The following is a 26,003-nucleotide window of genomic DNA, read 5'->3' as shown; positions in this document are numbered from 1 at the left end:
GGGGCCTTTGCTTTATCAGGCCACGGCGTCCTTGGCAGCCTTGACCGGGCGGGCGCGGACGATCTTCCGGGCCGGCTTGGCCTTGAACATCATCTCTTCACCCGTGAACGGGTTGGTGCCCTTGCGCGCCTTGGTCGCGGGCTTCTTGATGACCACGAACTTGGCGAAGCCCGGCACCAGGAACAGGCCGTTCTTCTTGAGCTCCTTGTGACCGACGTCGGTCAGCGTCTCCATGACGCTCTTGACGTCGCGCTTGGAAAGCTCGGTGGCGGTCGCAATCTTTTCGATCAACTGCGATTTGGACATTTGGGCTGGCATCGTGTCTCCTCTGATTCGTTGCCGGTTGCATATTAGACCAACCGGCGAAGGCCTAGAGCCTTCTGCACAGTTATGTCGCGATTTTACGGGCTTTTTTGGCCCCCTGTGGCAAAAAACCCTGCTTTTTAGCTACTTCCGGAGCCGGAGGAGCCTCGGGCAGCGGATTTTACCTTGTTTCAAAGGCCCGCACGCAGCCTTGCTAAAGCTGATTCGCTGCTTTCGACAAGCGACGACCGGCCTCTTTGTGCAAGGAGGGGTGCGTTTCACCCTAGAAAATAAGGGTCGGATTGCACCGCAGCCGCTCCCTCTCCCCGTTTTTGCGGGGAGAGCTGAGGAGGCGTCGGCTAGACCCGCTCGATAATGATGGCGGGCGCCATGCCGCCGGCGGCACACATGGTGACGAGGCCGCGCTTCAGGTCGCGCCGCTCGAGCTCGTCGAGCACGGTGCCGATCAGGATCGAGCCGGTCGCGCCGATGGGATGGCCGAGCGCGATCGAGCCGCCATTGACGTTGACCTTGGCGCGGTCGAGCTTGAGGTCGCGGATGTATTTTTCCGCGACCACCGCAAAGGCCTCGTTGATCTCGAACAGGTCGATGTCGTCGATGGTGAGCCCCGCCTTCGCCAGCACCTTGCGCGTCGCCGGCACCGGCGCATTCAGCATCAGCGTCGGCGAGTCCCCCATGTTCGCCATCGCCACCACGCGAGCGCGGGCTTTAAGGCCATGCGCCTTGGCGTAGGCCGGCGAGGCCAGGAGGATCGCGGCGGCACCGTCGACGACGCCGGATGAATTGCCGGCGTGGTGCACGAAGTCGATGTTCAGATCCGGATATTTCTGCAGGATCAGGCCGCGATAGGTCGTGCCCTTGTCGTCGAGCGCATAATCCGCGATCGCGGGAAATGCGGGCTTCAGCGCGCTCAGGCCTTCCATCGTGGTCTGCGGCCGCGGATACTCTTCGTGGTCGAGCGCGAGGCTGCCGTCCTCGCGATGAACCGGCACGAGGCTCTTCTTGAAGTGCCCGTTCGCGATCGCATGCGCGGCGCGCTTCTGGCTCTCCAGCCCGAGCGCGTCGACGTCCCGTCGCGTGATGCCTTCCATGGTTGCTATCGCATCGGCGCAGACGCCCTGATGCGACTGCGGATGCCGCGCACGCAGGCGCAGATTGCCGCCGTCCATCATCATCGGACCGCCGCCGCGGCGTCCCTCCATCGACATCATCTCGCAGCCGCCGGCGATGACGAGGTCTTCGGCGCCCGCCATGATCGAGGATGCCGCCATGTTGACGCTGGTGATGCCGCTTCCGCAGAAGCGGTCGAGCGTCACCGCGCTGGCGCGCACGTCGTAGCCGGCATCGAGCGCCGACATCCGGCCGAGATCGCCGCTTTGTGTTGCGACCTGCGCGCTGCAGCCCCAGACGATGTCGTCGACGTCGGCGGTATTGATGCCGGTGCGATCGGCGAGCGCGCGCAGCACGGTTGCGCCGAGTTGCTGCGGATGAATGCCCGAGAGCGCTCCCTTGCCGGCCTTGCCGACGCCCCGCGGTGTCCGGCAGGTATCGATGATCAGCGCGTCAGCCATTGGCGTTGTCCTCTTGTTATGAGTGTTGAGAGGCGTTGTGAATCAGGGGGAGAGTTGAGTCAATGCGCGGTGCCTCCCCTTCGCCTCTCCCCGCTTGCGGGGAGAGGCCGGATTTTACGCGCAGCGGAAAATCCGGGTGAGGGGGAGCTTCGGCAAGGACGGTGACAGATGGACTCGCGGAGAGTCCCCCTCACCCGGAATTTGCTGCCGCAAATTCCGGCCTCTCCCCGCACGCGGGGAGAGGCGAAGGCACCGAGACCGCAGCTACACCCCCGCCGCGTTCCTCGCGATCACGTTGCGGTAGTAGCTCGCGCTGAGCTTTGGCGTACGGACCTGGGTGTCGAAATTGACGTGATAGAGCCCGAAGCGCTTGCTCAGCCCGAACACCCATTCAAAGTTGTCCATCAGGCTCCAGAGGAAATAGCCGCGCACCGGCACGCCTTCGGCGGTGGCGCGCTGGAGCTGGGCGAGATAGTTGCGCAGGTACATGATGCGGTCGGTGTCGTAGATCTTGCCGTCTGGCGTCACCACGTCGTCACCGGAGGTGCCGTTCTCGCTGATGTAGATCGCATCCGTCTTCCAGATCTTGGCCGCCAGCTTCGGCACCCAGTAGATCGTCTCCGGCGCCACGCGGAGCCAGTCCGAGTTCATGTGCGGAAAGGATTTCGGGATCGGCAGCGGCATGAAGCCGGCGCCCTGGTCGGACGGCACCACATAGTTCTGCGGCGCGTAGATGTTGAGACCGAGGAAGTCGACCGGCGAGGAGATGATCTTCAGCTCCGCGTCGGTGTATTTCGGCGCATTGGCGCCGGCGTATTTCAGGAAGGCCTCGGTGTAGCTGCCGGTCATGATGACGTTGAGATAACCCGCGTTCATCTCGCGTAGCGCGATCTCGGCGGCGCGGACATGCTCGGGCGTGTCGATCGCGGGAACGCAGACGTCGATGTTCTCGGCCGGCCCGATCCTGGTGCCGCGGCGGCCATGGGCGCGCACCGCCTGCACCGCGAGCCCATGCGCGAGCCCGCTGTTGTGCCTGACCTGGTTGACCTCTCCTTGCGGCAGCGTCACGCCGGGCGCATCGATGCCGAGGCCATAGCCGAACTGCACGAAGCGGCCGCTCTCGTTCAGCGTGAACACGTTCTTGACGCGGTCGGTCAGACGCTCGGCGACATAGGCGGCATAGTCGCCGAAGATCTTGCAGGTCTCCGTCGAGCGCCAGCCGCCAAAGCGGTCCTGGAGCGATTGCGGCAAGTCCCAATGATAGAGTGTCATCCACGGCTCGATGCCGTTCTTGAGCAGCTCGTCGACCAGGCGATTGTAGAAGTCGAGGCCCCCGGGGTTCGGCTTGCCGTCGCCGTCGGGAAACACCCGCGGCCATGCGATCGAGAAGCGGTAGGCCTTGCAGCCAAGCTCCTTGATGAGCGCGATATCCTCCTTGTAGCGGTGATAGTGCTCGTTGGCGCGATCCCCGGTCGAGCCGTCCTCGATCTTGCCGGGGATGCGGACGAACCTGTCCCAGATCGAGGCCCCTCGCCCGTCCTCGTTGACGGCGCCCTCGACCTGGTAGGACGAGGTCGCCGTGCCCCAGAGAAAGCCTTCCGGAAAGCCGCTGTCGCGCGAGGCAGCGGCCGCCGGCTTGGCGTCGGCGCCGTCCAGAGGGTTTGCGATTGCCGCCGCGGACAATCCCGCCAGCGCGGCAAACTGGCGACGCGAGACCTTGTCCGACATGTGATGCTGCCCCTGGGATGATGCTGGTGCGGCGGCACAATGACCGGTCGCGGGCGGTTTGAGAAGCGAGCTTTGAGGAAGGTCGGATGCAGAATTGCGCCGCCCGGGCCGCGACATAAGGATGCGGGCGACCCGGCCGGCCGGCGAAGCGCTCCCGCGATCAGCGCGAGCGCTTGGGAAGCTTTGGAAGCTTGCGGGGATTGAACGCAGGGACCTGTCCGGCTTGTTCAGGTGCCGCCGGCTTCTGTTCCGTCAGAATGAGCGTTCCATGGAGGATCATTCCCGGCACTTGTTGCGCCGTCGCCGTGTAAGTCGCGATCTTGCCGGGGCAGTGTCCCTCGATGTCCAGCGTGAGTTCATCATCGACGCCGAAGACCGTCGCACGTCCATCGGTATGACGTTTCGTCAACACGGTTGCGGTGAAGCGATCGCCGTCGACCTGGCAGGAGCCGTGATACGTCATCAGGCTGTCACGGCCCCAAATCTGGCCGTCTGCGACATGGACGATACCCGTCCCCTGATCGAGGGGCGTCTTGTACCACGCCGTGTAGGTGCCATCCTTCAGCATGGGAGCCGTCTCCCCTGGTAGTCCCCCGCAAACAATCCGCATGATTAGCGCTAAGAAAGCGTTAATCGCGCGGCCCGTGCCAATCCGGTCGGTCCCTGCGCAGCTCGGCTTCAAGATCCTCGATGATGCTATGAAGCAGACACGCGGCAAGCGGGTCGGTCACTTCCCGTTCCAGATGCCGATAACGCGCGATCCGGGATTCCTGCTCTCTCAACTGGTGCTCTGTCATCAGACGGGCCCTCCGGCAAACCGACGCGCAGACAGCCAAACAGTTTCGTTAAAATTTTCGGATCATTTGCCATGGTTTCCGGTCCGTTAAGAGCCGTCGGGCGCCAAGACGCAGCGCTTCATCGAGTTTCTGCGCGAACGGCTGAGCCGGGGGTAGATCGTGCCGCTCCAACCTCCCGTCTGCAGATCGCGCGTCGAGTTCACGCTTGCGAAAGATTGAGGCCCAAGCGAATCCACGATGTCACGGCACGTCGCCGGCCTTGCGACTCCCGCCGATGCTGTGCGGCTTGTTGAGGAAGAACTCCCGATTGCCGAGAGCCGCCTCCGCGTATTGATCGATCGCGACCTGGATGGCCTCGATGTGCATCCGGCACCAGCCTTCGTAGCAAGACAGGCGCCGCGCATGATCGAGCGCCTTCAGGAATTCCGGCGGCTCCTGCATGTCGGAGAAGTAGGTCGGCCTCTCCCCCTTCATGCCCGTGCCACCTCTCGCGGCGGGACAAGACGGCGCTTCTCGGCATGGACGCGCGGCGGCGTCGGCCGCCGGCGGGGAATGAAGAGGCTGGCGACGACAATCGGGTCGGTGTCACCAAGGGCGGCTCGCTCCTGGACGAGCCCGCTCATCACCGTGCGCATCTTCATGACCTCGTGGGCCACGAAAGTGCAGTCCTCGTCCCGGTTGATCTGTTCATGCATGATCGCTTCAGCCTCACGCATGCTGACACGTAACGCTCTGATGACTCTACGGATTTCATTGATGCGGTTGTCCATGGCTCGCTCCCTGGCTGGACGGCCAGCATAAGAACAAATCATGAACATTGTGTCAATCGGCCTAAGGTAGAACAGGTCGGTGCCGACACCCCATCACGAGCCTGGCGAAAGGTCGATCCGCCGAACTCAGAATGTCACCCGCATCCCCGCATAGAACGCGCGCGGCCTTGCCGGGCTCAGCGAGCGCGGGTCGGTGAATTCTGCGCCACCATTGGTGAAGTTGGGCAAGGCTTCGCGGTCGAAGAACTGTCCGTAGGTCGCGTAACGCTTGTCGAAGATGTTGTCGACCTTGCCATAGAGCTGGATGTTCTTCGCGACCTGGTACGAGGTGTGGAGATTGAACACGGTGTAGGACGGCAGCTTCGAATACTGGTTGGACTCGTCGCCGACGAAATACTGGCTCGAGACGAACAGCGCATTGCCCCCGACTTTCCAGACGTCGGTGACGTTGTAGTCGATGCCGACCTTGACCCGGTGGCGCGGGATCGCGGGAATCTGGTCGCCGGGCAGGACCTGGATGGTCTCGGTCACGGGATCCCTGAACGGACTTTCGGAGCCGAGCTCGAAAGCGTCGAGATAGCGTGCGTCGACGAACGCATAGCTCGCCTGGAACTGGAGCGTGGGCGACTTGATGTTGACCTCGGCCTCGAGCCCCTGACGCCGCGTCCTGCCGACATTGGTGAAATAGCCGAAGCCGGTGCGTCCGACCGCAGGAACGGCGACGATGTCGTCATAATTGGTGGCGCGGAAGCCGCCGATCTTCCATCCGAGCGTACCGATGTTCAGCTCCTTGGTGCCGCGCAGACCTGCCTCCATGGTCTTGGACACGACCTGATTCAGCGGCGGGTCCGAAACCAGAAACGCCGCGAGCAGGCAGGGCCGGACCGGGTCGGCGCAGCCGAGCTCGAGTGGCGTCGGCACGCGGTTGGCCTCGGAATAGCCGGCATAGGCCGTCAGCTCCGGCGTGATCTTGTAGGTGCCGCCGATCACCGGATTGAAGCGGGTGAAGGTGTGATCGCCGTTGAGACTGGTGCCGAGCTGATCCTCCAGCGTAATGCGCGCCACGTTGAAGCGGCCGCCGCCGGTGATGGCGAGCGCATCCGTGACGTTGAACGTGTCCATCGCGTAGAGGCCGTTATACTGATTGACGGTCCGCAGCGAGACCGGACCTGCGACGGTGTCAGGTACGCCGGTCGGTCCCAGGAAGATGCCGCTGCCGCTGACGACGTAGTCTTCTCCCATCGTGCCGATCTCGGCGGTCGCATTGTAGCGCGTGACACTGGCGTCGTAGCTTGTGCCCATCACGAAACGATTGTCGTGCCCGAACAGTTGATCGGTGTTGGTGGCCTGCCCCGACACGCCGAAGCTGGTCGACCGTATCGAGCTGCGGTCGATCTCGCCGAGGATCGTTCCCGGCGCAAAAGGATTGGCGAGCTGCACGCCGTTGGTACCGTTCGCGGGCGTGGTGTCATTGCCGAAGCAAAGCAGCGTTGGATCCGCACCGCATTCCTGCACATCGGTCGGGTTGCCGTCGACCAGCTTCTGCTCGTATCTGCGCAGATGCGCGGTGCCTTCCAGCGTCCAGGTCGGCGTCGCATCGACCTTTCCGGTGAAATTGAGATAGCCGACGCGGTTGCTTGTGGTCTGCGGCGTCGTGTAGGTCGCGCCCCAATACTTGTCGAGCAGCTCGGCCGGAACGGTGGCACTGGCCCCGAAATCGTTCTTGGCGATGCCCATGTTGGCGTGGAATTCGCTGTCGCCGGCCTTGTAGCCGACGTCGCCGTAGAAGCGCCGCACGTCAGATTGCGAGAAATTGCGGAAGCCGTTGTCGTGCAGGCCTTCGAGCGCGGCGTAGACGCCGTAATTCTTGTCGACCTGCTTGCCCCATTGCGCCGAGCCCTGGATGCGGCCGAACGAGCCGCCCATGACGTCGAGCTCGGCCCCCTGATAGGTGAAGCCGTCCTTCATCTGCAGATTGAGGGCCCCGCCGAGCGCGTTGAGGCCGAAGGCGGGATTGTTGGTCACCAGCGTCACCGACCTGATCGCGGCGGTCGGGATCAGGTCCCAGTTGACCGCGTCCGAGAAGGCTTCGTTGATGCGGACGCCGTTCTGGTACACGGCAAGGCCCTGCGGCGTGCCCGTCACTGGCGAGGCAACGAAGCCGCGGAATTCGACATCCGGCTGAAACGGATTGCCGGTGACTTCGGTGATATTTACGCCGGCGATGTTGTCGCGCAGCGCGTCGGTGACGTTGAGCGAGCCGGTCCGCTTGATCTGGTTGGCATCGACGGCGTTGATGGCCGACGGAACCTTGTCGACATCGAGACCCCTGCCGGTGCCCGGCGCGGTCGGGTAGACGTAGATGCGCGTCTTGGGGCGGGTCGACGACGATGCTACTGCTTGCGCCACCGGCCGCGACGGCACGTTGCGCCTTGTCGTCGCGGGCGGCGGCGCCGTCACCTCGACCGGCGGCAGGTTCTGAACGTTGGTCTCCTCATTCTGCGCGGCCCCGGCAGGGCCCGCAACGACCACCCCCGACAGCAGCCCTGTCGAAACCGAGGCCATCAACAAATGACGCTTGAACCAAAGACGCTTGACCATCCCAGCCTTCCCATCCGTGACCACCGGCTGTTTTGATTTTCGCCGTTTGGTCGAGACGAGTGTATTCGGCACAAGCTCACGCGCCAGCCACAAAAGATCGGGCAATATCCGCACCCGTTTTCCCGACCAAATCGGGAATTTTTCCCGATCAGGCCGCCGCCGTCGGCACCAGCGCCTCGACGGTCAAGCCGCCGTCGCCGGAGACGACGTTGAGCGTGCCGCCCAGCGCCAGAATCCGCTCGCGCATGCCGACGAGGCCGAAGCCGAGCTTCTGGCCTGGCTCCATGCCGCGGCCATTGTCGCTGACCCGCACCCGGGCACAGAAGCGGCCATCGCGCGTGAGCTGCTCCGCCGGCTCGATGACGACATTGACCGCGGTCGCGCCGGCATGACGGAACACGTTGGTGAGCGCTTCCTGCACGACGCGGTAGATGGTGAGGTCGGCGGTCTCTCCCGTCGCCCCGAGCCCGGACGCGATCGTGGTCTGGATCGTGACGTCGGGATGCGACTCCCGCCACAGCCGCGACAGCGATTCGAGTGCCTGGCCGAGGCCAAGCTCGGCGAGGCCGACGGGCCGCAGCCGCTCCAGCACGCGGCGGGTGAATTGCTGGAGCGCGTTGATCTGTTCCAGCATGGCGCTGCCGTGTTTTCGCACGGCGTCCGCGCTCGGCGCGCGTCCATCCGCCTGTTTCGCCAGCGCGCTGGCATGCGCGCGCAGCGAAAACAGATACGGCCCGAACTCGTCATGCAGCTCGCGCGCGATCTCCTTGCGCTCCACGTCCTGGAGCGACACCGCGCGCTCGGCGAGCCGCCGCTTGTCCTCGACCGCCTCACCGAGGGTTGCCGCAAGATGGTTGAGCTTGGTGCAGATCGCGGCGAGCTCGGGCGCGCCGCCCGGCGCGACGCGCGCCTCATAGTGCCCGCCCTCTAGCTCGGTCATCGCCTCCGCCAGCGACTGGAGCGGCGCCAGCGCCCGCCCGACCACCGTCATCATCACCAGGAAGAGCGCGAGCGCGATCACCGAGCCGACCTCGAGCTGGGTCACGATGCCGTCCCATATCTCGGCGATCTCGTCGTCCGGATGCGAGGTGATCCGCAGCGAGCCGGGCTTGCCATGGATCGAGACGGGCACGCTGACCGCGGTCTGGTCGGGATGAACCAGGCTGACGAACCAGGCCGGCGGCCCGCGCGTGTCGTCATCGGCGTCGGGCCGGGGCGGCGTCAGCGGGTTCCCGCCGGAATCATGAAGCGCGATGCTGACATGACGCAGCCGGCTGAGATCGCGCGCGATCTGGTTCAGCCTCGCATCCGGATCGGGCGCCTCGTTCAGGTCCGCCACGATCATCTCGATGAACTCGCGCGCGAGCCGGATCACGCTCTGGTCCTCGGCCTGCACCCGCGGCCCCGCCTCCGTGACCTGGCGGCCGATGTTGACGGCGAGCCCCAGCGCCAGCAGAAGCGCCAGCAGCAGGTTGATGCGCGCGCGCAAGGATAGATTTTGCCACATTGGTGTCGCCTGTGCCTCGCGAAGCTTGACCCGCACCTGTCCGATGACGTTGACAGAGGCGAAGCGCCCGATATCTAATCGAAAGCGTACAGCAATCCCGGCCGGGTTGCATGAGGCGACATGAGACGCGCGTGGCTCTCCTGTCGGTATCATGCGGCGCAAAACAGGCAAGTTCAGTCACAGGGAACGCGCTGTCGCGGGGAACGCCTATGCGCATTCTGATCGTCGACGATCATCCCATTGTTGCCTCCGGCTGCCGTGCCGTGCTGGCCGACGAGGGCGAGATCGAGATCCTGGAGGCCGCCGACGCCGAAGACGGCGAGTGCGTCTTCATTGTCGAGCGCCCCGACCTCTGCGTCATCGACATCAACCTGCCGACCGTCTCCGGCTTCGAGCTGGCGCGCCGCATCCTCGAGCGCGCGCCCGAGGCCCGCATCATCATGTTCAGCATGAACGACGACCCCGCTTTCGCCGCCCGCGCAATCGAATGCGGCGCCAAGGGCTACGTCTCCAAGACCGGCGACCCCGACGATCTCGTCGAGGCGATCCACACCGTCGGAAGCGGCGGCACTTATCTTCCGAGCGCGATCGCGCGCAGCATCGCCTTCGCCGGGCCGGCACTGGCGCAAAGCCCGCTGTCCAAGCTGAACGCGCGCGAGATGGAGATCCTGCGGCTGCTCAGCGCCGGAAAGAGCCTGTCCGAGATCGCCTGGCTAGTGCAGTCGTCCTACAAGACGGTCGCCAACACCTCGTCGATCATGCGCCAGAAGCTCGGGGTCAAGACCTCGGTCGAGCTGGTGCGGCTGGCGATCGACAGCGGCGTCGCCTGACGCGCGGGCAGCCGCCACAAATTCGGTCACACAAGCGTTGCAATGTTGATGTGGTTAAGTGCCACTGGAGTTAGGGCATGACGATTCAGACTGTCTCGACCAATAAATCCTACGGCGGCGTGCAGGGCGTATACCGCCATGCGAGCCAGGCGACCGGAACCGACATGGTGTTCTCGGTCTACGTTCCCCCGCATGCGGACGGCGCAAAGCTTCCCGTGGTCTGGTATCTGTCGGGACTCACCTGCACGCATGCCAACGTCACCGAGAAGGGCGAATTCCGCAAGGCCTGCGCCGAGCTTGGCCTGATCTTCGTCGCGCCCGACACCTCGCCGCGCGGGCCGGACGTGCCGGGCGATCCCAACAATTCCTATGATTTCGGCCTCGGGGCCGGCTTCTATGTCGACGCGACGCAGGAGCCGTTTGCGCGCAACTATCGGATGTGGAGCTATGTCACCGACGAGCTGCCGAAGCTGGTCGCCGAGAACTTTCCGGTCGATGCCAGGCGGCAGTCGGTGATGGGCCATTCGATGGGCGGCCACGGCGCGCTGACGGTGGCGCTGCGCAACCCGCACCGCTATCGCGCGGCGAGCGCGTTCGCGCCGATCGTGGCGCCGTCGCAGGTGCCCTGGGGCATCAAGGCCCTGACCGGCTATCTCGGGCCCAACAAGGACAACTGGCGCAGCCACGACACCGTGGCGCTGATCGAGGATGGCGCGAAATACTCGGGCTTCCTGGTCGATGTCGGCGATGCCGACAACTTCCTGAAGGAGCAGCTCAAGCCGGAGCTGCTGCAAGCCGCCTGCACGAAAGCGAGCATCCCGCTGACGCTGCGGCGGCAGGCGGGCTACGACCACAGCTATTATTTCATCTCGACCTTCATGGGCGATCATCTCAACTGGCATGCGGAGAGATTGAAGGGGTGAGCTCGCTCTCTCCTCCCCCTCTCCCCGTACTTACGGGGAGAGGGTTGGGGTGAGGGGCTGCTTCGGCAGAGACGGTGAGAATTGTACTTGTGGCGCAAATTCCGGCCTCTCCCCGCAAGGGGGGGAGTGGCGAAGATCTCATGGCTTGCCGTAATTCGGCGCCAGCAACCGGTTGCGGATCAGATAGCTCATCGTGCGGGTCCAGGATTCGTCGGTGTTGCCGCGCATGTCGGCGCTCGCCACCGTGATCATGTTGCCGGTCTTCACGTCGCGCAGGTAGATGTTGAGGTTGATGATCAGGTTCGAGACCTTCTGCACCATGCCGGTGATCTCCAGGTCGGCACCCAGCTGCCCGGCGAGCTTGAGGTCGCAGCCGCCGCAGGCCTGTAAGTTGGCGTGACGGGCGGCGTCCCTGACCGGCGCGATGTCGAGCACCTGGAACCGGCCTGAATCAGCCAGCTCCGTCCGCAGCTGCTCGCTGATGTGATCCAGCCGTACCAGCTCGGGCTTGGAGCCGTAGAACTCGCCGGGCAGGCTGGTGTCGATCAGCTCGAAGTCGAACACGGCGAGCTTCGGCGGATCGGCGAGCGCGACTGAGCCCGTCAACAGCAAAGCGGCGAAACATAGCAGCGCTCGCATGATCGTGATTCCGCCGCCTCGCGTCGCGAGGACGAAATGCGGGGTTGCATGCCCTGACAAATCGGTCATGCTTTAACAGAGACAATTCTCCATCGGCGGTCAAGCCGGGGAGAACGCCTGGAGGAAACATGATCCGATGGTTGGTCGGCCTGATCGGCTTAGGTCTTGCTGCGACGAGCGCGTTCGCGGCCGACCCTGTCATGATCGGCGTCGGCTATCTCGGACTCGCCGGCACCAGATCGACGCTGTCGCTGGTCGAGCAGCCCGCGGAGAATGACGGCGTCGCCGGCGCTCGCCTCGCCATCGAGGACAACAACACCACCGGAAAATTCCTGGGCCAGCGCTTTGCACTGGAGGAGCGCCGCATCAGGGAAGGCGAGGACTTGGTGCAGGCCGCGACCGCGCTCGCCGAGAAGAACGGCTTCATCATCGCCGATCTGCCTGCGGATGCGCTGCTGAAAGTGGCCGACGCCCTGCGCGAGCGCGGCACGCTGCTGTTCAACGCCGGGGCGATCGACGAGCGGCTGCGCGAGGCCGATTGCCGCGCCAATGTCATCCACACCGCGCCGACGCGCGCGATGCTGGCAGACGCGCTCGGCCAGTATCTGGTGTGGAAGCAGTGGAAGCGCTGGCTGCTCGTGGTCGGCTCGCATGACGAGGACAAGCTGTTCGCCGATGCGCTGAGGCGCACGGCCACACGATTCGGCGCCAAGATCGTGCAGGAGCGCACCTTTGAAGACGCCGGCGGAGCGCGCCGCACCGACTCAGGCGTGACGCTGATCCAGCGCCAGATGCCGGTGTTCACGCAGCAGGCCCCTAGCTACGACGTGCTGGTCGCCGCCGACGAGAGCGAGGTGTTCGGCGCCTATCTGCCCTACCGCACCTGGGATCCGCGGCCCGTCGCCGGCTCGGCGGGCCTCGTGCCGCGCAGCTGGGACGCCGCGCAGGACCAGTGGGGCGCAATCCAGATGCAGAACCGCTTCGTCAAGCTGAACTCGCGGCGGATGACGGCGCTCGACATGCAGGCCTGGACGGCTGTGCGGATGATTGGCGAAGCCACCTCGCGCACCAATTCCGGCGATGTGAAAAAGGTCGCAGATTTCATCAAGGGGCCGGATTTTTCCGTCGCCGCCTTCAAGGGCACGCGGCTGACGCTGCGCGACTGGAATCTCCAGCTGCGCCAGCCGATCCTGCTGGTCGACGGCCGCATGGTGGTGTCGGTGTCGCCGCAGGAAGGTTTTCTGCACCAGGTCTCCGAGCTCGATACGCTCGGCTACGACCGTCCGGAGAGCAAATGCAAATTGAAGTGAGCGATGTGATGAGATCGAGCCCTCGCCGCAACGACGCTGCGCCCCCTCTCCCGCTTGCGGGGGAGGGTTGGGGTGGGGGTGTCTCCGCGCGCGAGAGCCCCCAAGAGGAGCGAGCCCCCACCCGCATCGCATCTATCGATGCGATGCGACCTCCCCCGCAAGCGGGGGAGGTGAAACCAATCCGCAGCGGAATGTCGCGCATGTGGCGTGTTGGGCTTCTCTCTGGACTGGCGCTCATGACCGCGCCCGCGCACGCCTACATCGCCTATGTCTCGAACGAGAAGAGCAACACGGTCTCGGTGATCGACACCGACAGCTGGACGGTGACCAAGACCATCAAGGTCGGCCAGCGCCCGCGCGGCATCGACTTCACGCGCGACGGCAAGTTCGTGATGGTCGCGGTCGGCGACGACGACACCATCCAGGTGATCGACGCCAAGACGCAAAGCGTGGTGGACAGCCTGCCCTCCGGCCCCGACCCCGAATTGTTCGCCCAGGATGCCGCCGGCAAGATCCTCTATGTCGCCAACGAGAACGACAACACGGTGACCGTGATCGATCTCGAGAAGCGCGCCCGCCTCGGCGACATCCAGGTCGGCGTCGAGCCCGAGGGCATGACCATCAGCCCCGACGGCAAGACGCTGATCAACACGTCCGAGACGACCAACATGGCGCATTTCATCGACACCGCCTCGCGCCAGATCGTCGCCAACGTGCTGGTCGACGCGCGGCCGCGCTTTGCGGAGTTCAAGCACGACGCTTCCGAATTGTGGGTGTCCTCGGAGATCGGCGGTACGGTCTCGATTATCGATCCCGGGAAGCACGAGGTGATCGGCAAGGTCACGTTCGAGATTCCGGGCCTGCGGAAAGAGGCCATCCAGCCAGTCGGCATCGGCATGACCAGGGACGACAAGACCGCCTTCGTCGCGCTCGGCCCCGCCAACCGTATCGCCGTGGTCGATGTCGCGACGCGGAAGGTGACGAAATACCTGCTGGTCGGGCAGCGGGTCTGGCACATGGCGTTCACGCCGGACGAAAAATACCTGCTCACCACCAACGGCGTGTCGAACGATGTTTCCGTGATCGACGTCGCCGCGCAGAAGGTGATCAAGACCATTCAGGTGGGCGAACTGCCCTGGGGCATCGCGATCGCGCCATGACCAGTCCCGCCTCCATCGCCGAGCCGCGCGACAGCGCGCCGAAGCTAGATCCGGCGGCGGTGCCGGCGCTGTCGGTCGACGGCGTCAGCCATGCCTACGGCCCGCGCCGGGCGTTGATGGACGTCTCCTTCAACGTGCAGCCCGCGAGCTTCACCGCATTGCTCGGCCTCAACGGCGCCGGCAAGAGCACGCTGTTCTCGCTCATCACGCGGCTGTTCGGCATCCAGTCCGGCCGCGTCGGCATCTTCGGTCATGACGTCAGCAAGAGCCCCGGCGAGGCGCTGCGGCTGCTCGGCGTCGTGTTCCAGCCGCGCACGCTCGATCTCGATTTGTCGCTGACGCAGAACCTGCTCTATCACGCCGCGCTGCACGGCATCAGCCGCCGCGAGGCGGCCGCGCGCAGCGCCGAACTGCTCGGCCGCATCGGCCTCTCCGAGCGCGCCGGCAGCAAGGTGCGCGATCTCTCCGGCGGCCAGATGCGGCGGCTGGAGATCGCACGCGCGCTGCTGCACCGGCCGCGCCTGTTGCTGCTGGACGAGCCGACCGTCGGCCTCGACGTCAAGGCGCGCGCCGATATCATCAGCCACGTCCGCCAGCTCGTCACCGAGCAAGGCATCGGCGTGCTCTGGGCCACGCATCTGTTCGACGAGATCATGGCCGGGGACGACCTCGTGGTGCTGCACCAGGGCAAGGTGCTGGCGCAGGGGCCGATGAGCCGCGTCGTCACCGAAGCCGGCGCACAGGACGTCAACACCGCCTTCATGCGCCTGACCGGCGCGCAAGTAGTGCCGGGAGGCGGCGTATGAGCAGCATCACCACGCGCGAGGCGCCGCGCGGCTTCTCGTTCCAGGAGTACATGACTTGCCTCACCGGCATCGTCTGGCGTGAGGGCTTGCGCTTCCTGCATCAGCGCGAACGCTTCGTCTCGGCGCTGGTGCGCCCCCTGGTGTGGCTCTTCATCTTCGCGGCCGGCTTCCGCCAGGTGCTCGGCATCTCCATCATCCCGCCCTACGAGACCTACATCCTCTACGAGGTCTATATCGCGCCGGGGCTGATGGCGATGATCCAGCTCTTCAACGGCATGCAGTCCTCGCTCTCGATGGTCTATGACCGCGAGATGGGCAATATGCGCACGCTGCTGGTGAGTCCGCTGCCGCGCGGCTTCCTGCTGTTCTGCAAGCTGCTGGCGGGCACCGCGGTGTCGCTGCTCCAGGTCTATGCGTTCCTCTTGATCGCCTGGTTCTGGGACATCACGCCGCCATCATCCGGCTACTTCACCGTGCTGCCCGCGCTGATCCTGTCCGGACTGATGCTGGGTTCGCTCGGCATGCTGATCTCCTCCGGCATCAAGCAGCTGGAAAACTTCGCCGGCGTGATGAACTTCGTGATTTTCCCGATGTTCTTCGCCTCCTCCGCACTCTACCCGCTCTGGCGGGTGCAGGAGGGCAGCCCTTATCTGTACTATCTCTGTGAGGCTAATCCGTTCACCCATGCGGTCGAACTGATCCGTTTTGCGCTCTACGGGCAAATCAACTGGATCTCGCTGGCGGTGGTTGCGACCTGCACAATCGTCTTCATGATCGGTGCGATTCTGGCCTATGATCCCTCGCGCGGGCTGGCGCGACGGGGCCCTGCGGGAGGCGAAGGATGAAGGCTCGGACCGTGACCATGGCCGTTCTGGCGCTCGCCGCCGCGAGCACGGCCGCGCGCGCGGCCGATCCGCGCTATCCGGACTGGCCCTGCACCCAGGCGAAAGTGCCGGAGATCTCGCTCGCCGCCGTCTGGGCCGGCCCGGCGCTCGACGATGTCCAGACCAAGTGGAAGGACGATGCCAGGATCAGCGCGCTGGTCTCAAAACTGTCGGCGCGCAAGACGCCGCTGGACGAGGCCGAGAAATCGGTGAAGGAATTCCTGGCCGGCTCCGCCGCTGACAAGACCGCGAACGCAAAGCTCCTCTTCGCCGGCCTGTTCGACACCCTCAACGCCCAGCGCTCGCAGGTCATGAACGGGCTCGAACGGGTCAGCCGCAAGCAGCGCGACGCCGCCGACAAGATCCGCGACGAGACAATTCAGCTCCAGGCACTCCAGGGCGCGACACCGCGCGACGAGGCCAAGGTCGAGGCGCTCAGCAACGAGCTGGTCTGGAAGACCCGCATTTTCGAGGACCGCCACAAGGTGGTGCGGTTCGTCTGCGAGGTTCCGACCGCGATCGACCAGCGCCTGTTCGCGCTCGGCCGTGTGATCCAGCAGGAAATGGAATAGCGTCAACCTCGCTGACGGCTCCGCAGAAGTTCCCGCGATCTCATTGCGACTATTAACCTTTGCCGCGCTATCTGCCGGAACCAAATCGCTCTAGGATGTCTTGTCGATGTGAATCTCGAAATGCCCGGAGGCCTCGATGGGAACCACCAGATTCATCCTCGCAGGCGCTGCGGTCCTCAGCGTGCTCGCATCCAGCGCTTTTGCTGACGACATGACCGGAATGGTCACCAGGATCGACCGTCTCAACGGCACGATCTCGATCCAGCAGACGCAGAAGGGAACGGTCGGCGGGAGCGCAGGCGGCGCCGGCATGCTCCAGGAGTACAAGGCCAAGGATGCCGCGATGCTGGATGCCGTCCATGCCGGCGACAGGGTGAACTACTCTGCAACCGACAATAACGGCACGGGGACGCTGACCAAGCTGCAGAAGCAGTAGGCCTCCACGGCGTCATGGCCGGGCTAGTCCCGGCCATCCACGCCTCGCCCACAGCGCGAAGAACGTGGATGCCCGGGACATAGGCGAGCGAAGCGACGCCGTCCTTCGGACGGCTATGCCCGGGCATGACGGTTACTATTGATCCGGCCGCGGCTCCGGCTGCCCTTCGTCGGTCGGCAATGCCGCGCGCTCCCAGCCGTCGGTGCCATCAGGATACCAGGCGATGTTGGAATAGCCGTAAGCCAATGCACGCCTGGCGGCGTTCCAGGACATCCAGCAGTCGGCCAGGCAATAGATCACCAGCAGCGCGGCCTTGTCGCCGCGCGACGCTTGCGCGAGGCCGCGCTGCAAATAATCGTCCATGGCTGGCGGCAAATTTCCGTAGCCGGTATCCGGCAGCCACAGGCTGCCGGGAATGTTTCTGCGCGGCGCATCGCGCCAGACCGTACCTTCGGGAAGATTTTTCGGCTTCGGCGCGCGCGGCATCACGTCGATGAACGCGCCGCTCTTGTCCCGCCAGATCGCCTCCGCTTCGGCTGTGGTGAGCACGCGCGCGCCGGCGAGCGTCGCCGGCACCGGCGCGCGGTAATTGTCGGTGCGGTAGCCCTCGGGCTCGAACGGCTCCGGCTGCTGCGCCAGTGCCGGTGCCGCCAGAACGGCGGCGACCAGTGCAGCGGCAACGCGCCGCCTCATGGCGCCTTCTTGGCCGTCTCCGCGCCGAGCGGCCGGTCGCTCTCGTCCAGCAAGGGAACGCCGAAGTCGAGCAGGATCTTGTTGATCTCGCCCTGGTTCTCCTGGATCAGCTTGTTGAGCTGCCGCTTCCAGTTCTGGTCGGCGGGACGCACGCCCATGCCGATGCGATAGACCAGCTTCGGACCGGTGGTTTCCTTCACCAGCGGCGTGACATGGAGCGAGCCGGCTTTCTTGGCATAGAAGCCGGCCATCGGTCCCCACAGCACGCCGGCGTCGATCTTGCCGGCCGAGAGGTCGTCGATCATCGCCTGCGCGGAGTTGTCGAAGCGCGTGTCGATCATCAGCGGATAGGGCTTGGCGTCGCCCATCAGGCCTGCGATCGCCATATTGGTTGCCGGCGGCGTGCCGGCGACGATGCCGACGTGCTTGCCCTTGAGCCTGGTATCTTCGAGCGTGTCGACGTCTTCGAGCCCGCTGCCGGCCTTTGCGACCAACGCATAGGTCGTGCGGTAATAGGGATTGGTGCCCTGCACGAGGTCGTCGCCTTGCGGGAAACCCATGATGACGTCGCAGCGATGTGCGCCCAGCGTCATCCGGACGAAGCCTGTCGCCTGCGGGAAGAACACGTAGTCAAGCTTCTTGCCGAGCTTGTCGGCGAACAGCTCGGCGAGCTTGTTCTCGAACCCCTCGCCCTTCTCGTTGGAGAACGGCAGATTGCGCGGATCGGCGCAGACCCGCAGCACCTTCGGGTCGACCAGCTCGAACGAGAGGTCTCCGGTCTCGCTGGTTTGCGCCATGGCGACGCCGCCCAGCGCGCAGGACGCAACCAGACCCCACAGCAAGAACAACCCGCGACGATGTCGTCCGGCCTCCGTCATCGCGCTTCCTCCTCGTTTTGTTTGAATGTTATCCATGCAACGCATGACGCGCCATGTTTTGCCAAACCTTGCGCTGGCTTCCCTTTGTTGCAGTGCAATGCAGCAAATCCTTTGAACTGGGGCGGAAAAGTGTCTCACATCGCTTCAATGATCGCTGCCCTGACCCTGCTCGGGATAGCGACGCTAGCACGCACTGATGCAGCCGAATTGCCTGTAAGCGAAGTCGCGCCGGGAATCTTCGTACACTCCGGGACCATTGCCCTGATGACGCGCGAGAACGAGGGCGACATCGCCAATGTCGGCTTCATCGTGGGCACTGACGCGGTCGCCGTGATCGACACCGGCGGCAGCTTGCGCGAGGGCGAGGCGCTGTTGGCGGCCGTGCGGGCCCGCACTGAGAAGCCGATCCGCTACGTCATCAACACCCACGGCCATCCCGACCATGTCTTCGGCAATGCAGCCTTCGTTGCGGAAGGAACCAGCTTCGTCGGCCACAGCAGGCTGCCGCAGGCACTGGCGACGCGCGGGCCCTACTATCTCGACAATTTCCGTCGCATCATGGGCGGCGAGCTGATCGATCCCGTGAAGATCGTACCGCCCACCCTACTCGTTTCGGACACGATGACGCTCGATCTTGGATCGCGACGCCTGACCTTGCGGGCCTGGCCGGCCGCGCACAGCGACAATGACCTGACGGTGTTCGACGAGACGACCAAGACGCTGTTCGCGGGCGACCTCGTCTTTCTCCGCCACATTCCGGTCATGGACGGCAGCATTCGCGGCTGGCTTGCCCTGCTTAGGGAGCTTGAAGCGGTTCCGGCAATTCGCGTCATTCCCGGTCACGGCCCCGTGAGCGAGTGGCCTGCGGCGCTGGCCGATGAACGACGTTATCTCACGACGATGCTGTCCGACGTCCGCACACTCAACAAGAAGGGCGCGCCGATCCGAACCGCCGCGGACAAGGCCGCTGAATCGGAACGGCCGCACTGGCAGCTGTTCGAGGACTACAATGCCCGCAACGCAACCGCAGCATTTTCGGAAATTGAATGGGAGTAGCGGGCGCGCTACGCTATGCAGGGATGAGCTTCGCGGACCCTGACTGCTTCGTCCGCACGGGACCATGACCATGACGGGATGCATACGCCGCCTGCCCCTGATCGCCCTCCTCCTCGGCGTCGCCTTTGCCGCGCCGACGCAGGCCGAAGAGACCTACGATCCCTGGCCGGGCCTGGTGCAGGACATCTTCAGCAACCGTCCAATGAACGACGGCGCCAACGTGATCGGCATCGAGATGCCGTATCGCGCCGAGGACGCGGCCATCGTGCCGGTGACCCTGCGCAGCAAGCTCTCGCCGGGCGATGCCCGCCGTATCCGTTCGATCACGCTGGTCATCGACCGCAATCCGGCGCCAATGGCGGCGAAATTCGAGCTCGGGCCGGATGCCAATGTCAGCGAGATCTCCACGCGCGTGCGCGTCAACAACTACACCGACGTCCACGCGGTGGCCGAGCTCAGCGACGGCCAGCTCTATGTTTCCAAGACCTATGTGAAGGCCTCCGGCGGCTGCTCCGCGCCTGCGGGAAAGAATGTCGAGGAAGCCAAGAACCGGCTCGGCCAGATGCGCTACCGGCAATTCGCGCGCGAGGACGCGCCGGCGAGCCGCGTCCGCGAGGCGCAGATCATGATCGGCCATCCCAACAATTCCGGCCTGCAAATGGACCAGGTCACGCAGCTCTATATTCCCGCCTTCTTCATCAACCAGTTGAAGCTGACGCAGGACGACAGCCCCGTGCTGTCAATGGAAGGCGGCATCTCGATCTCCGAAGATCCCAATCTGCGCTTCACCTATGTCTCCAACGGCGCCAAGCGTTTCCGCGCGGAAGCGAAGGACACGGATGGACATGTGTTTCGGAACGAGTGGGATGTGGAGAAGCCGGGGACTTGATAGTCTCGCCGTCATTCCGGGGCGGTCCGCGGGACCGAACTATAGTGCGCGATTGCGCACCTGAGAATCTCGAGATTCCGGGTTCGATGCTTCGCATCGCCCCGGAATGACGGTGTTAGATCAGAAACACCTCACCTCGGCTTCCGCCTGCGCCCGCCTCAAATCATTCACCGCCGAATTCGCCTGCTCCGACGTGCGAAACTGGACGCCGAGATTGCCGCGCACCTGGGACATGCTGAGCGCGGTCTCGGCGGTGACGTAGCGCTCATAGGTGACGATCGAGGCCACTACGTCGATCGAGCAGGAACATTGCTCGATCGCGGCCCGTGTCTCGCCATTGGCCTTCATACAGCCATAGACATATTCCGCGCGCGCCGCCGTCGGATAGTCGTTGGCCTCCTGCGCGCACGCCGTGGACACGGTCGCCGCCAGCACCGCCAATGCGGCGACAATCGGTCGTAGCTGTCCCGCCAGATTCATGAGCGTCCTCCCGCTGGTTGCGATGAAAGCTATGCTATGCGTATTGTCCTGAAAAGCACTCCCTTCGAGGAAACGGCTCACAAGGTGATGAGAGCAATTGGTCGGACATTGGCGCTCGCGGTGACGCTGGCGCTGACACAGGTCGCAAGCGTCCGCGCCGCGGATACCATCCGCCTTGCGGTGCAGAAGACCGGAACATTCTCCTGGGAGCTGGCTGCGATCCGGGCCGGCGGCCTCGACAAGGAAGCCGACCTGTCGCTGGAGGTCACCGAGCTTGCGAGCCCCGAAGCCGGCAAGATCGCGCTGCGTGCGGGCAGCGCCGACATCATCCTGTCGGACTGGCTATGGGTGTCGCGCGAGCGCGCCCTCGGCGCCAAGCTCACCTTCTACCCCTATTCCAGCGCACTTGGCGCCGTAATGGTGCCCGCGGCCTCGCCGATCAAGACGCTCGCCGACCTCAAGGGCCGCAAGCTCGCCGTCGGTGGTGGCGCGATCGACAAGAGCTGGCTGCTGCTGCAGGCGCGGATGAAGCAGGACGGCATCGACCTGAAGTCCGACGCGACCATCGTCTATGGCGCGCCGCCCTTGATCGCCGCCAAGGCGCTCGACGGCGAAATGGATGCCAGCCTCAATTTCTGGAATTTCTGCGCCCAGCTCGAGGCCAAGGGCTTTCGCCGCCTCGCCGGCATCGAGGACATCCTGCCGAAGTTGGGGGCCAAGGGCGCGGTCTCCGCGGTCGGTTATGTCTTCGACGAGGGCTGGGCCGCAAGCCACCGCGATGCGGTGGCGCGTTTCATTGCGATGACCCGCAAGGCCAAGCAGCTGCTGGTCACCTCCGACGCCGCCTGGGAGAAGATCGCGCCGCTCACCGGCACGAGCGATGCCGTCATGCTCAAGACCTACCGTGACCGTTATCGCGACGGCATTCCGCGCCGGAGCATCGCCGACGAGGAGGCCGATGCGCGCGTGCTCTATCGCGTGTTGGCCGAGACCGGCGGCCGCGACCTGGTCGGGCCGGCGGCCGAACTCGACCCCGGCACCTTCTATCATGCAGTCCCCGGAGACTGAGGTGCTGCGTCTGCTCTCGTTTTCCCTGTTCCTCGCGACCTGGTGGCTTGCAGCGCTGTTCGTCGGCGGCGCAAAGCTGCCCTCCCCGCCTGCCGTGCTCACCGTCATCATCGCGGAAGCGTCGAGCGGCGCGCTGTTCCTGCATCTTGGCGCCACGCTGGCGCGCGTCGCGCTCGCCTTCGTGCTGGCGATGTCGCTCGGCAGCGCCATCGGCTACCTGATGGGACGGGTGAAGCTCGCCGACCGGCTCGGCGATCCCTGGCTGATCCTGCTGCTCAACCTGCCGGCGCTGGTCGTGATCGTGCTCGCCTATATCTGGGCCGGCCTGACCGAGGCGGCGGCGATCGCCGCGATCGCCATCAACAAGCTGCCGACCGCCATCGTCACCTTGCGCGAGGGCACGCGCGCGCTCGACCGTTCGCTGGACGAGATGGCGAGCGTGTTCGCGATGCCGCGCTGGCGTGCCTTCCGCCATGTCGTGCTGCCGCAGCTTGCGCCCTATATCGCGGCCTCGGCGCGCTCCGGATTGTCGCTGGTGTGGAAGATCGTGCTGGTCGCCGAACTCCTGGGACGGCCGAACGGCGTCGGCTTCGAGATCGGCGTCGCCTTCCAGCTGTTCGACACGCCGCGGCTACTCGCCTACTCCCTGACATTCGCCGCCGTCGTGCTCGTGATCGAGACCGTGCTGGTGCAGCCGTTCGAGGCCCGTGCAACAAGGTGGCGGCCCCGTGCGGCTTGAAGTCGATATCACAGGCAAGACGTTCAGGAGTGCCGCGGGCGAAATGCACGAGGTGCTGGCCCCGGTCAAGTTCGCGGTTCAATCCGGCGAGGTCGGCGTGCTGATCGGTCCCTCCGGCTGCGGCAAGAGCACGATGCTGCGCATCATCCTCGGGCTCGACCGCGATTTCCACGGGACCGTCGCGCGACCGCCGGAAGCGCGGATCGGGATGGTGTTCCAGGAGCCGCGGCTGCTGCCGTGGCGCTCGGTCGAACAGAATGTGCGGCTTGCGGCTCCAGACATCTCCGAGGCGAAGCTGTCGGAGCTGTTCAGGATCCTGGAACTGGAAGCGCATCGCAGCCACTTTCCCGGCGAATTGTCGCTGGGTCTTGCCCGGCGCGTCGCTCTGGCTCGCGCCTTCGCAGTCGAGCCCGATCTGCTCGTGCTCGACGAGCCCCTCGCCTCGCTCGACGACGCGCTCGCGGGGCGCCTGCGCGACGAGATCGCGACGCTGGTCGCAAGCCGCCCCGTGATGACGCTGCTCGTCACCCACAGCCTCGACGATGCGGTCCGCCTCGGCGACCGCCTGTTCTTCCTGTCGCCGCAGCCGGCGCGCATTCTGGCAGAGGTGCCCATCAGCATCCCGCGTGGGGCACGCGGCGACGCAGAGATCGCCACGATCAAGGCGGACCTCGTGGCGAGGATCCAGGGCGAACATGGCGGCGAACGCGCCGGGCGTGATGCCTCATAGGCAACCACGCCAAGCGCGTGCTAAACAGGGCCGGTAGCGGAGCCTGATGATGAAGCGAATGATCGCCCTCATGACGCTTGGCCTCGCTCTCGTCGCGACCATGGCGAGCGCGCAGGACATGATGCGTGACGTCGACCTCACGTCGCCCGCGATGGTCTCCGCGGAAATGAGCCGGCAGGAGGTCGAGGCCATCCTGCGCAAAGCGAGCGCCGGGGCGCCGGCCGATTTCACCGGCAAGCGGTTGTCGGGGCTCGATCTCTCGGGTCTCGACCTTTCCACGGTGATTCTCCGTGCGGCACGCCTCAACAAGACAAAACTCGCCGGTGCCCGTCTTGATCATGCGATCCTCGATCAGGCGTGGCTGCTGGACGCCGATCTCGCGGGCGCGAGCCTGAAGGGCGCCAACCTGTTCGCCTCGCAGATGGCGCGCGTGCGTCTAGACGGCGCGGACCTGACCGGTGCTCGCATCGCTGCCGACCTCACCGGCGCAAGCCTGGTCGGCGCCTCGATTGCGGATGCGCATCTTGGCGCCGATATGCGCAACCAGTCGATGGGACTCATGCGCGCCGTGCTGCGATCCGCCAATCTGGAACGGCTGAACGCGCGCAACGCCGACCTGTCGCGCGTCGATCTTGAATTTGCCTCCCTCAAGGGAGCCGACCTGACCGGTGCGTCGCTCAAAAATGCTCAGCTCGGCGGCGCCGACCTGACCGGAGCCACCGTCACTGACGCCGATTTCGAGGGCGCTGATCTTACCTCAGCGAAGCTGATCGCGCCGATCGGCCTTGACCGCGCCCGGAATTTCGACAAGGCAAAGAACCGCGAGCGCCTGATCAGGGAATAAAGGCGCGCCTTTGGGAGGATCGGTTGATGCGTTGGTTTCTGGCTTTGATCGCCTTGTTGACGTTTGCCGGCGAAACCGCCGCCCAGAGCAAGGGCAAAGGCATCCGGCTCTGGAACCTGACGACGGAGACGATCTCCGGTTTCCAGCTCTCGCCCGCCGGCAAGACCGAGTGGGGACCGAACCAGTGCCTGAACGACAAGGACAAGGAGGTAGACCACGACGAGCGGCTGCGCATCACCGGCGTCGAGCCCGGCCGCTACGACGCCAAGGTCAGCTATCCCAATGCGCGGCAGTGCGTCGTCCGCGACATCGAGATCAAGGCCGACGCGGTGTTCTCGATCGCCGACAAGGATCTGAAGGACTGCACGAAATAGGACGGCCGCGTCACGCCTTGTCGTTCGCGTGCGGATATTCGCAGCGCCACCGTACCGCCTGCCACTTCGGATGGTCGCCAACCCATTGCGCGATATAGGGTGGCGCCGCCATCGCGCATTGCCGCGGCGACCCCGCATAGTTGAACACCAGATGCTGTTCCTCGCAGGTCGCAGGCGACAGCACCGCACACACAGTCACCACCAGGTCGATAGGGTTCATGCCGGAATCCTCACGCAAGGGCGATCAAGGTTTAGCATGAAAGGCTACGTTCCGAGGAGCCGGAAGTTTCAATCCGCCGTGAGGGTTGGCCGGAACAGCCGATCTCTCTGCTGCGCGAGGTCCTAACATGCGAGGCTAGAACTTGAGCCCTTGACGCTTCCACGTCGTCATGGCCGGGCTTGTCCCGGCCATCCACGCCTTGCTCCGCGGTACAGAGAACGTGGATGCCCGGGACAAGCTCGGGCATGACGACCCTGCATTAGAAATTAACGCCGAACACCAGCCGCGCCTGATGGCGCTCGAAATTGACGAGGTCGAGATTGGCGCCCGATCCGGCCGGGCGGCCCCAGGCCTGCATGCTCCAGCTCAGGGTGAGGCGCGAGCGCTCGGAGAGCTGGAAATAGGCGGTCGGGCCGACGAACAGGGCCTGGCCCGAGAATTCGCCGAGGCCGATGCCCTCGTATTGCCGGAAGTAGCGCAGCTCGCCGCCGAGCAACATGTTGGGCCGCACCCGCACGAGGCCGGCGAAGGCCGCGCCGATCGTGGAGCTTTTCTCCGACAGCCCCGCCACGTCGAAGCGCGCCCATTCCGGCTGATAGATCAGGTTGAGGGCGCCGATGGCAAAGTTCGGGATCAGCTCGCGATCGAAGGCGAGCGTGAACTCGGTGCCGTACATCCGCCCCTTGGCGCCGCTGGTCTCGTCGATGCGATCGCCGTGGAGCTCGGCGGCAACGGTCAGGCCAAACGGCGCGCGCTCGCGGTCGAGCAGGCGATAGCGCAGGTCGAGCGAGGCGCCCTGGAAATTGAATTGACGGCGATCGTCGATATCGGGGACGCCGGTGATGTCGTGCAGGCTGGCGGTGGCGCCGAGCTCGATGCGGAAGTTCGGGAGCGGCACCACCTCGATCTCGACCTCCTGCGCGAGGGCGCGATAGGTGCCGCCGCCCTTGCCGAACCGCCCCGTGGTCTGGCTCTGGAATTCGCGCTCGCCGGGATTTCCGACATCGGTGCCGATCATGAAGCCGAAGATGTGCTCGGTATCAAAGCCCTCCTCGGCGTGCACGCAGGTCGGTGCAAGCGCGAATGTGCAGGCAGCCATGATCCAGAAGGTTTGAGCTCTCGCGCGCATCCCGAACACTACCACGGCTTCGACGGCGTTTGCCATCGAAGCCGC

Annotated in this window: 30 protein-coding genes; 15 read left to right on the top strand and 15 right to left on the bottom strand. The window is 64.9% G+C overall.

Annotated elements, in window-relative coordinates; all coding sequences use genetic code 11:
- Nucleotides 1-15 precede the first annotated feature (15 nt).
- The 9 genes from AB5K84_RS14745 to AB5K84_RS14705 form a co-directional block, all read right to left on the bottom strand.
- The gene (locus tag AB5K84_RS14745) at nucleotides 16-318 is read right to left on the bottom strand and encodes an HU family DNA-binding protein (RefSeq protein WP_008139488.1); all 303 of its coding nucleotides are present in this window, start codon (nucleotides 316-318) and stop codon (nucleotides 16-18) included.
- 344 nt (nucleotides 319-662) lie between these two features.
- On the bottom strand, nucleotides 663-1,895 hold the full coding sequence (locus AB5K84_RS14740) for an acetyl-CoA C-acetyltransferase (RefSeq protein ID WP_110116812.1): 1,233 nt from the start codon (nucleotides 1,893-1,895) through the stop codon (nucleotides 663-665).
- A 264-nt stretch (nucleotides 1,896-2,159) separates the two neighbouring features.
- A complete protein-coding gene (locus AB5K84_RS14735; RefSeq protein WP_162603696.1) occupies nucleotides 2,160-3,623 on the bottom strand; it encodes a GH1 family beta-glucosidase in 1,464 nt (487 codons plus the stop codon).
- Nucleotides 3,624-3,783: 160 nt separating this feature from the next.
- Complete coding sequence (locus AB5K84_RS14730; protein ID WP_162603697.1) at nucleotides 3,784-4,191, bottom strand: hypothetical protein; 408 nt, start codon at nucleotides 4,189-4,191, stop codon at nucleotides 3,784-3,786.
- A 61-nt stretch (nucleotides 4,192-4,252) separates the two neighbouring features.
- Nucleotides 4,253-4,420: a hypothetical protein gene (locus AB5K84_RS14725; protein ID WP_165448169.1), complete on the bottom strand. Its 168-nt coding sequence runs from the start codon at nucleotides 4,418-4,420 to the stop codon at nucleotides 4,253-4,255.
- A 240-nt stretch (nucleotides 4,421-4,660) separates the two neighbouring features.
- Nucleotides 4,661-4,894 (bottom strand): hypothetical protein, encoded by a 234-nt coding sequence (locus tag AB5K84_RS14720; RefSeq protein ID WP_027546492.1) that lies wholly within the window; start codon nucleotides 4,892-4,894, stop codon nucleotides 4,661-4,663.
- Nucleotides 4,891-5,190 (bottom strand): hypothetical protein, encoded by a 300-nt coding sequence (locus tag AB5K84_RS14715; RefSeq protein WP_162603698.1) that lies wholly within the window; start codon nucleotides 5,188-5,190, stop codon nucleotides 4,891-4,893. Before AB5K84_RS14715 ends, AB5K84_RS14720 begins: the two co-directional genes overlap by 4 nt.
- 126 nt (nucleotides 5,191-5,316) lie before the next feature.
- Nucleotides 5,317-7,791 carry a TonB-dependent receptor gene (locus AB5K84_RS14710; protein WP_441232533.1) on the bottom strand — a complete coding sequence of 825 codons (2,475 nt, stop codon included), beginning with the start codon at nucleotides 7,789-7,791 and terminating at the stop codon, nucleotides 5,317-5,319.
- A gap of 148 nt (nucleotides 7,792-7,939) precedes the next feature.
- A complete protein-coding gene (locus AB5K84_RS14705) occupies nucleotides 7,940-9,298 on the bottom strand; it encodes a histidine kinase (RefSeq protein ID WP_441232532.1) in 1,359 nt (452 codons plus the stop codon).
- Between the two features lie 209 nt (nucleotides 9,299-9,507).
- On the opposite strand from AB5K84_RS14705, the gene AB5K84_RS14700 reads away from it, so the two are divergent.
- Nucleotides 9,508-10,128 (top strand): response regulator, encoded by a 621-nt coding sequence (locus tag AB5K84_RS14700; RefSeq protein ID WP_162603700.1) that lies wholly within the window; start codon nucleotides 9,508-9,510, stop codon nucleotides 10,126-10,128.
- A gap of 77 nt (nucleotides 10,129-10,205) precedes the next feature.
- Nucleotides 10,206-11,051 (top strand): S-formylglutathione hydrolase, encoded by an 846-nt coding sequence (gene fghA, locus AB5K84_RS14695; RefSeq protein ID WP_110116818.1) that lies wholly within the window; start codon nucleotides 10,206-10,208, stop codon nucleotides 11,049-11,051.
- 138 nt (nucleotides 11,052-11,189) lie between these two features.
- Here fghA and AB5K84_RS14690 read toward each other — a convergent pair whose 3' ends face one another.
- Nucleotides 11,190-11,759 (bottom strand): DUF3280 domain-containing protein, encoded by a 570-nt coding sequence (locus AB5K84_RS14690; RefSeq protein ID WP_110116819.1) that lies wholly within the window; start codon nucleotides 11,757-11,759, stop codon nucleotides 11,190-11,192.
- 59 nt (nucleotides 11,760-11,818) lie between these two features.
- Here AB5K84_RS14690 and AB5K84_RS14685 point away from each other — a divergent pair, with 59 nt between their 5' ends.
- From AB5K84_RS14685 to AB5K84_RS14660, 6 genes are all read left to right on the top strand, one after another.
- A complete protein-coding gene (locus AB5K84_RS14685) occupies nucleotides 11,819-13,000 on the top strand; it encodes an ABC transporter substrate-binding protein (protein ID WP_110116820.1) in 1,182 nt (393 codons plus the stop codon).
- A gap of 191 nt (nucleotides 13,001-13,191) precedes the next feature.
- Nucleotides 13,192-14,160: a YVTN family beta-propeller repeat protein gene (locus AB5K84_RS14680; protein WP_028174379.1), complete on the top strand. Its 969-nt coding sequence runs from the start codon at nucleotides 13,192-13,194 to the stop codon at nucleotides 14,158-14,160.
- Nucleotides 14,157-14,966 carry an ABC transporter ATP-binding protein gene (locus AB5K84_RS14675; RefSeq protein ID WP_110116822.1) on the top strand — a complete coding sequence of 270 codons (810 nt, stop codon included), beginning with the start codon at nucleotides 14,157-14,159 and terminating at the stop codon, nucleotides 14,964-14,966. Before AB5K84_RS14680 ends, AB5K84_RS14675 begins: the two co-directional genes overlap by 4 nt.
- Complete coding sequence (locus tag AB5K84_RS14670) at nucleotides 14,963-15,811, top strand: ABC transporter permease (RefSeq protein WP_110116823.1); 849 nt, start codon at nucleotides 14,963-14,965, stop codon at nucleotides 15,809-15,811. The genes AB5K84_RS14675 and AB5K84_RS14670 overlap by 4 nt, the downstream gene beginning before the upstream one ends.
- On the top strand, nucleotides 15,808-16,422 hold the full coding sequence (locus AB5K84_RS14665; RefSeq protein ID WP_110116824.1) for a hypothetical protein: 615 nt from the start codon (nucleotides 15,808-15,810) through the stop codon (nucleotides 16,420-16,422). Before AB5K84_RS14670 ends, AB5K84_RS14665 begins: the two co-directional genes overlap by 4 nt.
- Before the next feature lie 136 nt (nucleotides 16,423-16,558).
- Complete coding sequence (locus AB5K84_RS14660; RefSeq protein ID WP_011088933.1) at nucleotides 16,559-16,858, top strand: copper-binding protein; 300 nt, start codon at nucleotides 16,559-16,561, stop codon at nucleotides 16,856-16,858.
- A gap of 135 nt (nucleotides 16,859-16,993) precedes the next feature.
- On the opposite strand, the gene AB5K84_RS14655 is transcribed toward AB5K84_RS14660, so the two are convergent.
- Both AB5K84_RS14655 and AB5K84_RS14650 read right to left on the bottom strand, forming a co-directional pair.
- Nucleotides 16,994-17,551 carry a PQQ-dependent catabolism-associated CXXCW motif protein gene (locus tag AB5K84_RS14655; protein ID WP_110116825.1) on the bottom strand — a complete coding sequence of 186 codons (558 nt, stop codon included), beginning with the start codon at nucleotides 17,549-17,551 and terminating at the stop codon, nucleotides 16,994-16,996.
- The gene (locus AB5K84_RS14650; RefSeq protein ID WP_038966732.1) at nucleotides 17,548-18,429 is read right to left on the bottom strand and encodes a substrate-binding domain-containing protein; all 882 of its coding nucleotides are present in this window, start codon (nucleotides 18,427-18,429) and stop codon (nucleotides 17,548-17,550) included. The genes AB5K84_RS14655 and AB5K84_RS14650 overlap by 4 nt, the downstream gene beginning before the upstream one ends.
- Nucleotides 18,430-18,558: 129 nt before the next feature.
- Between AB5K84_RS14650 and AB5K84_RS14645 the strand changes: the two genes are divergently transcribed.
- Together AB5K84_RS14645 and AB5K84_RS14640 are read left to right on the top strand one after the other, a co-directional pair.
- The gene (locus AB5K84_RS14645) at nucleotides 18,559-19,485 is read left to right on the top strand and encodes a quinoprotein relay system zinc metallohydrolase 2 (RefSeq protein ID WP_162603702.1); all 927 of its coding nucleotides are present in this window, start codon (nucleotides 18,559-18,561) and stop codon (nucleotides 19,483-19,485) included.
- Nucleotides 19,486-19,555: 70 nt separating this feature from the next.
- The gene (locus tag AB5K84_RS14640) at nucleotides 19,556-20,374 is read left to right on the top strand and encodes a quinoprotein dehydrogenase-associated SoxYZ-like carrier (protein WP_038966743.1); all 819 of its coding nucleotides are present in this window, start codon (nucleotides 19,556-19,558) and stop codon (nucleotides 20,372-20,374) included.
- A gap of 120 nt (nucleotides 20,375-20,494) precedes the next feature.
- On the opposite strand, the gene AB5K84_RS14635 is transcribed toward AB5K84_RS14640, so the two are convergent.
- Nucleotides 20,495-20,854 (bottom strand): hypothetical protein, encoded by a 360-nt coding sequence (locus AB5K84_RS14635; RefSeq protein WP_038966733.1) that lies wholly within the window; start codon nucleotides 20,852-20,854, stop codon nucleotides 20,495-20,497.
- Nucleotides 20,855-20,941: 87 nt separating this feature from the next.
- On the opposite strand from AB5K84_RS14635, the gene AB5K84_RS14630 reads away from it, so the two are divergent.
- From AB5K84_RS14630 to AB5K84_RS14610, 5 genes are read left to right on the top strand one after another with little or no spacing between them, the layout of a single operon-like run.
- A complete protein-coding gene (locus AB5K84_RS14630) occupies nucleotides 20,942-21,922 on the top strand; it encodes an ABC transporter substrate-binding protein (protein WP_039186037.1) in 981 nt (326 codons plus the stop codon).
- Between the two features lies 1 nt (nucleotide 21,923).
- Entirely contained in the window at nucleotides 21,924-22,661 is a 738-nt protein-coding gene (locus AB5K84_RS14625) for an ABC transporter permease (protein ID WP_011088940.1), read from the top strand.
- Nucleotides 22,651-23,391 (top strand): ABC transporter ATP-binding protein, encoded by a 741-nt coding sequence (locus AB5K84_RS14620; protein WP_441232531.1) that lies wholly within the window; start codon nucleotides 22,651-22,653, stop codon nucleotides 23,389-23,391. Before AB5K84_RS14625 ends, AB5K84_RS14620 begins: the two co-directional genes overlap by 11 nt.
- A 46-nt stretch (nucleotides 23,392-23,437) precedes the next feature.
- A complete protein-coding gene (locus AB5K84_RS14615) occupies nucleotides 23,438-24,235 on the top strand; it encodes a pentapeptide repeat-containing protein (protein WP_441232530.1) in 798 nt (265 codons plus the stop codon).
- 26 nt (nucleotides 24,236-24,261) lie between these two features.
- A complete protein-coding gene (locus AB5K84_RS14610) occupies nucleotides 24,262-24,609 on the top strand; it encodes a hypothetical protein (RefSeq protein WP_011088943.1) in 348 nt (115 codons plus the stop codon).
- 10 nt (nucleotides 24,610-24,619) lie between these two features.
- On the opposite strand, the gene AB5K84_RS14605 is transcribed toward AB5K84_RS14610, so the two are convergent.
- Together AB5K84_RS14605 and AB5K84_RS14600 are read right to left on the bottom strand one after the other, a co-directional pair.
- Nucleotides 24,620-24,829 (bottom strand): hypothetical protein, encoded by a 210-nt coding sequence (locus AB5K84_RS14605; RefSeq protein WP_011088944.1) that lies wholly within the window; start codon nucleotides 24,827-24,829, stop codon nucleotides 24,620-24,622.
- Between the two features lie 259 nt (nucleotides 24,830-25,088).
- On the bottom strand, nucleotides 25,089-25,994 hold the full coding sequence (locus tag AB5K84_RS14600) for a hypothetical protein (RefSeq protein ID WP_038966738.1): 906 nt from the start codon (nucleotides 25,992-25,994) through the stop codon (nucleotides 25,089-25,091).
- Nucleotides 25,995-26,003 lie beyond the last annotated feature (9 nt).

Source organism: Bradyrhizobium sp. 1200_D9_N1_1 (genome assembly GCF_052075915.1).
Lineage (GTDB): Bacteria > Pseudomonadota > Alphaproteobacteria > Rhizobiales > Xanthobacteraceae > Bradyrhizobium > Bradyrhizobium diazoefficiens.
Note: the sequence above shows the minus strand (reverse complement) of the source record. Positions and strands in the feature narration are given on the sequence as shown.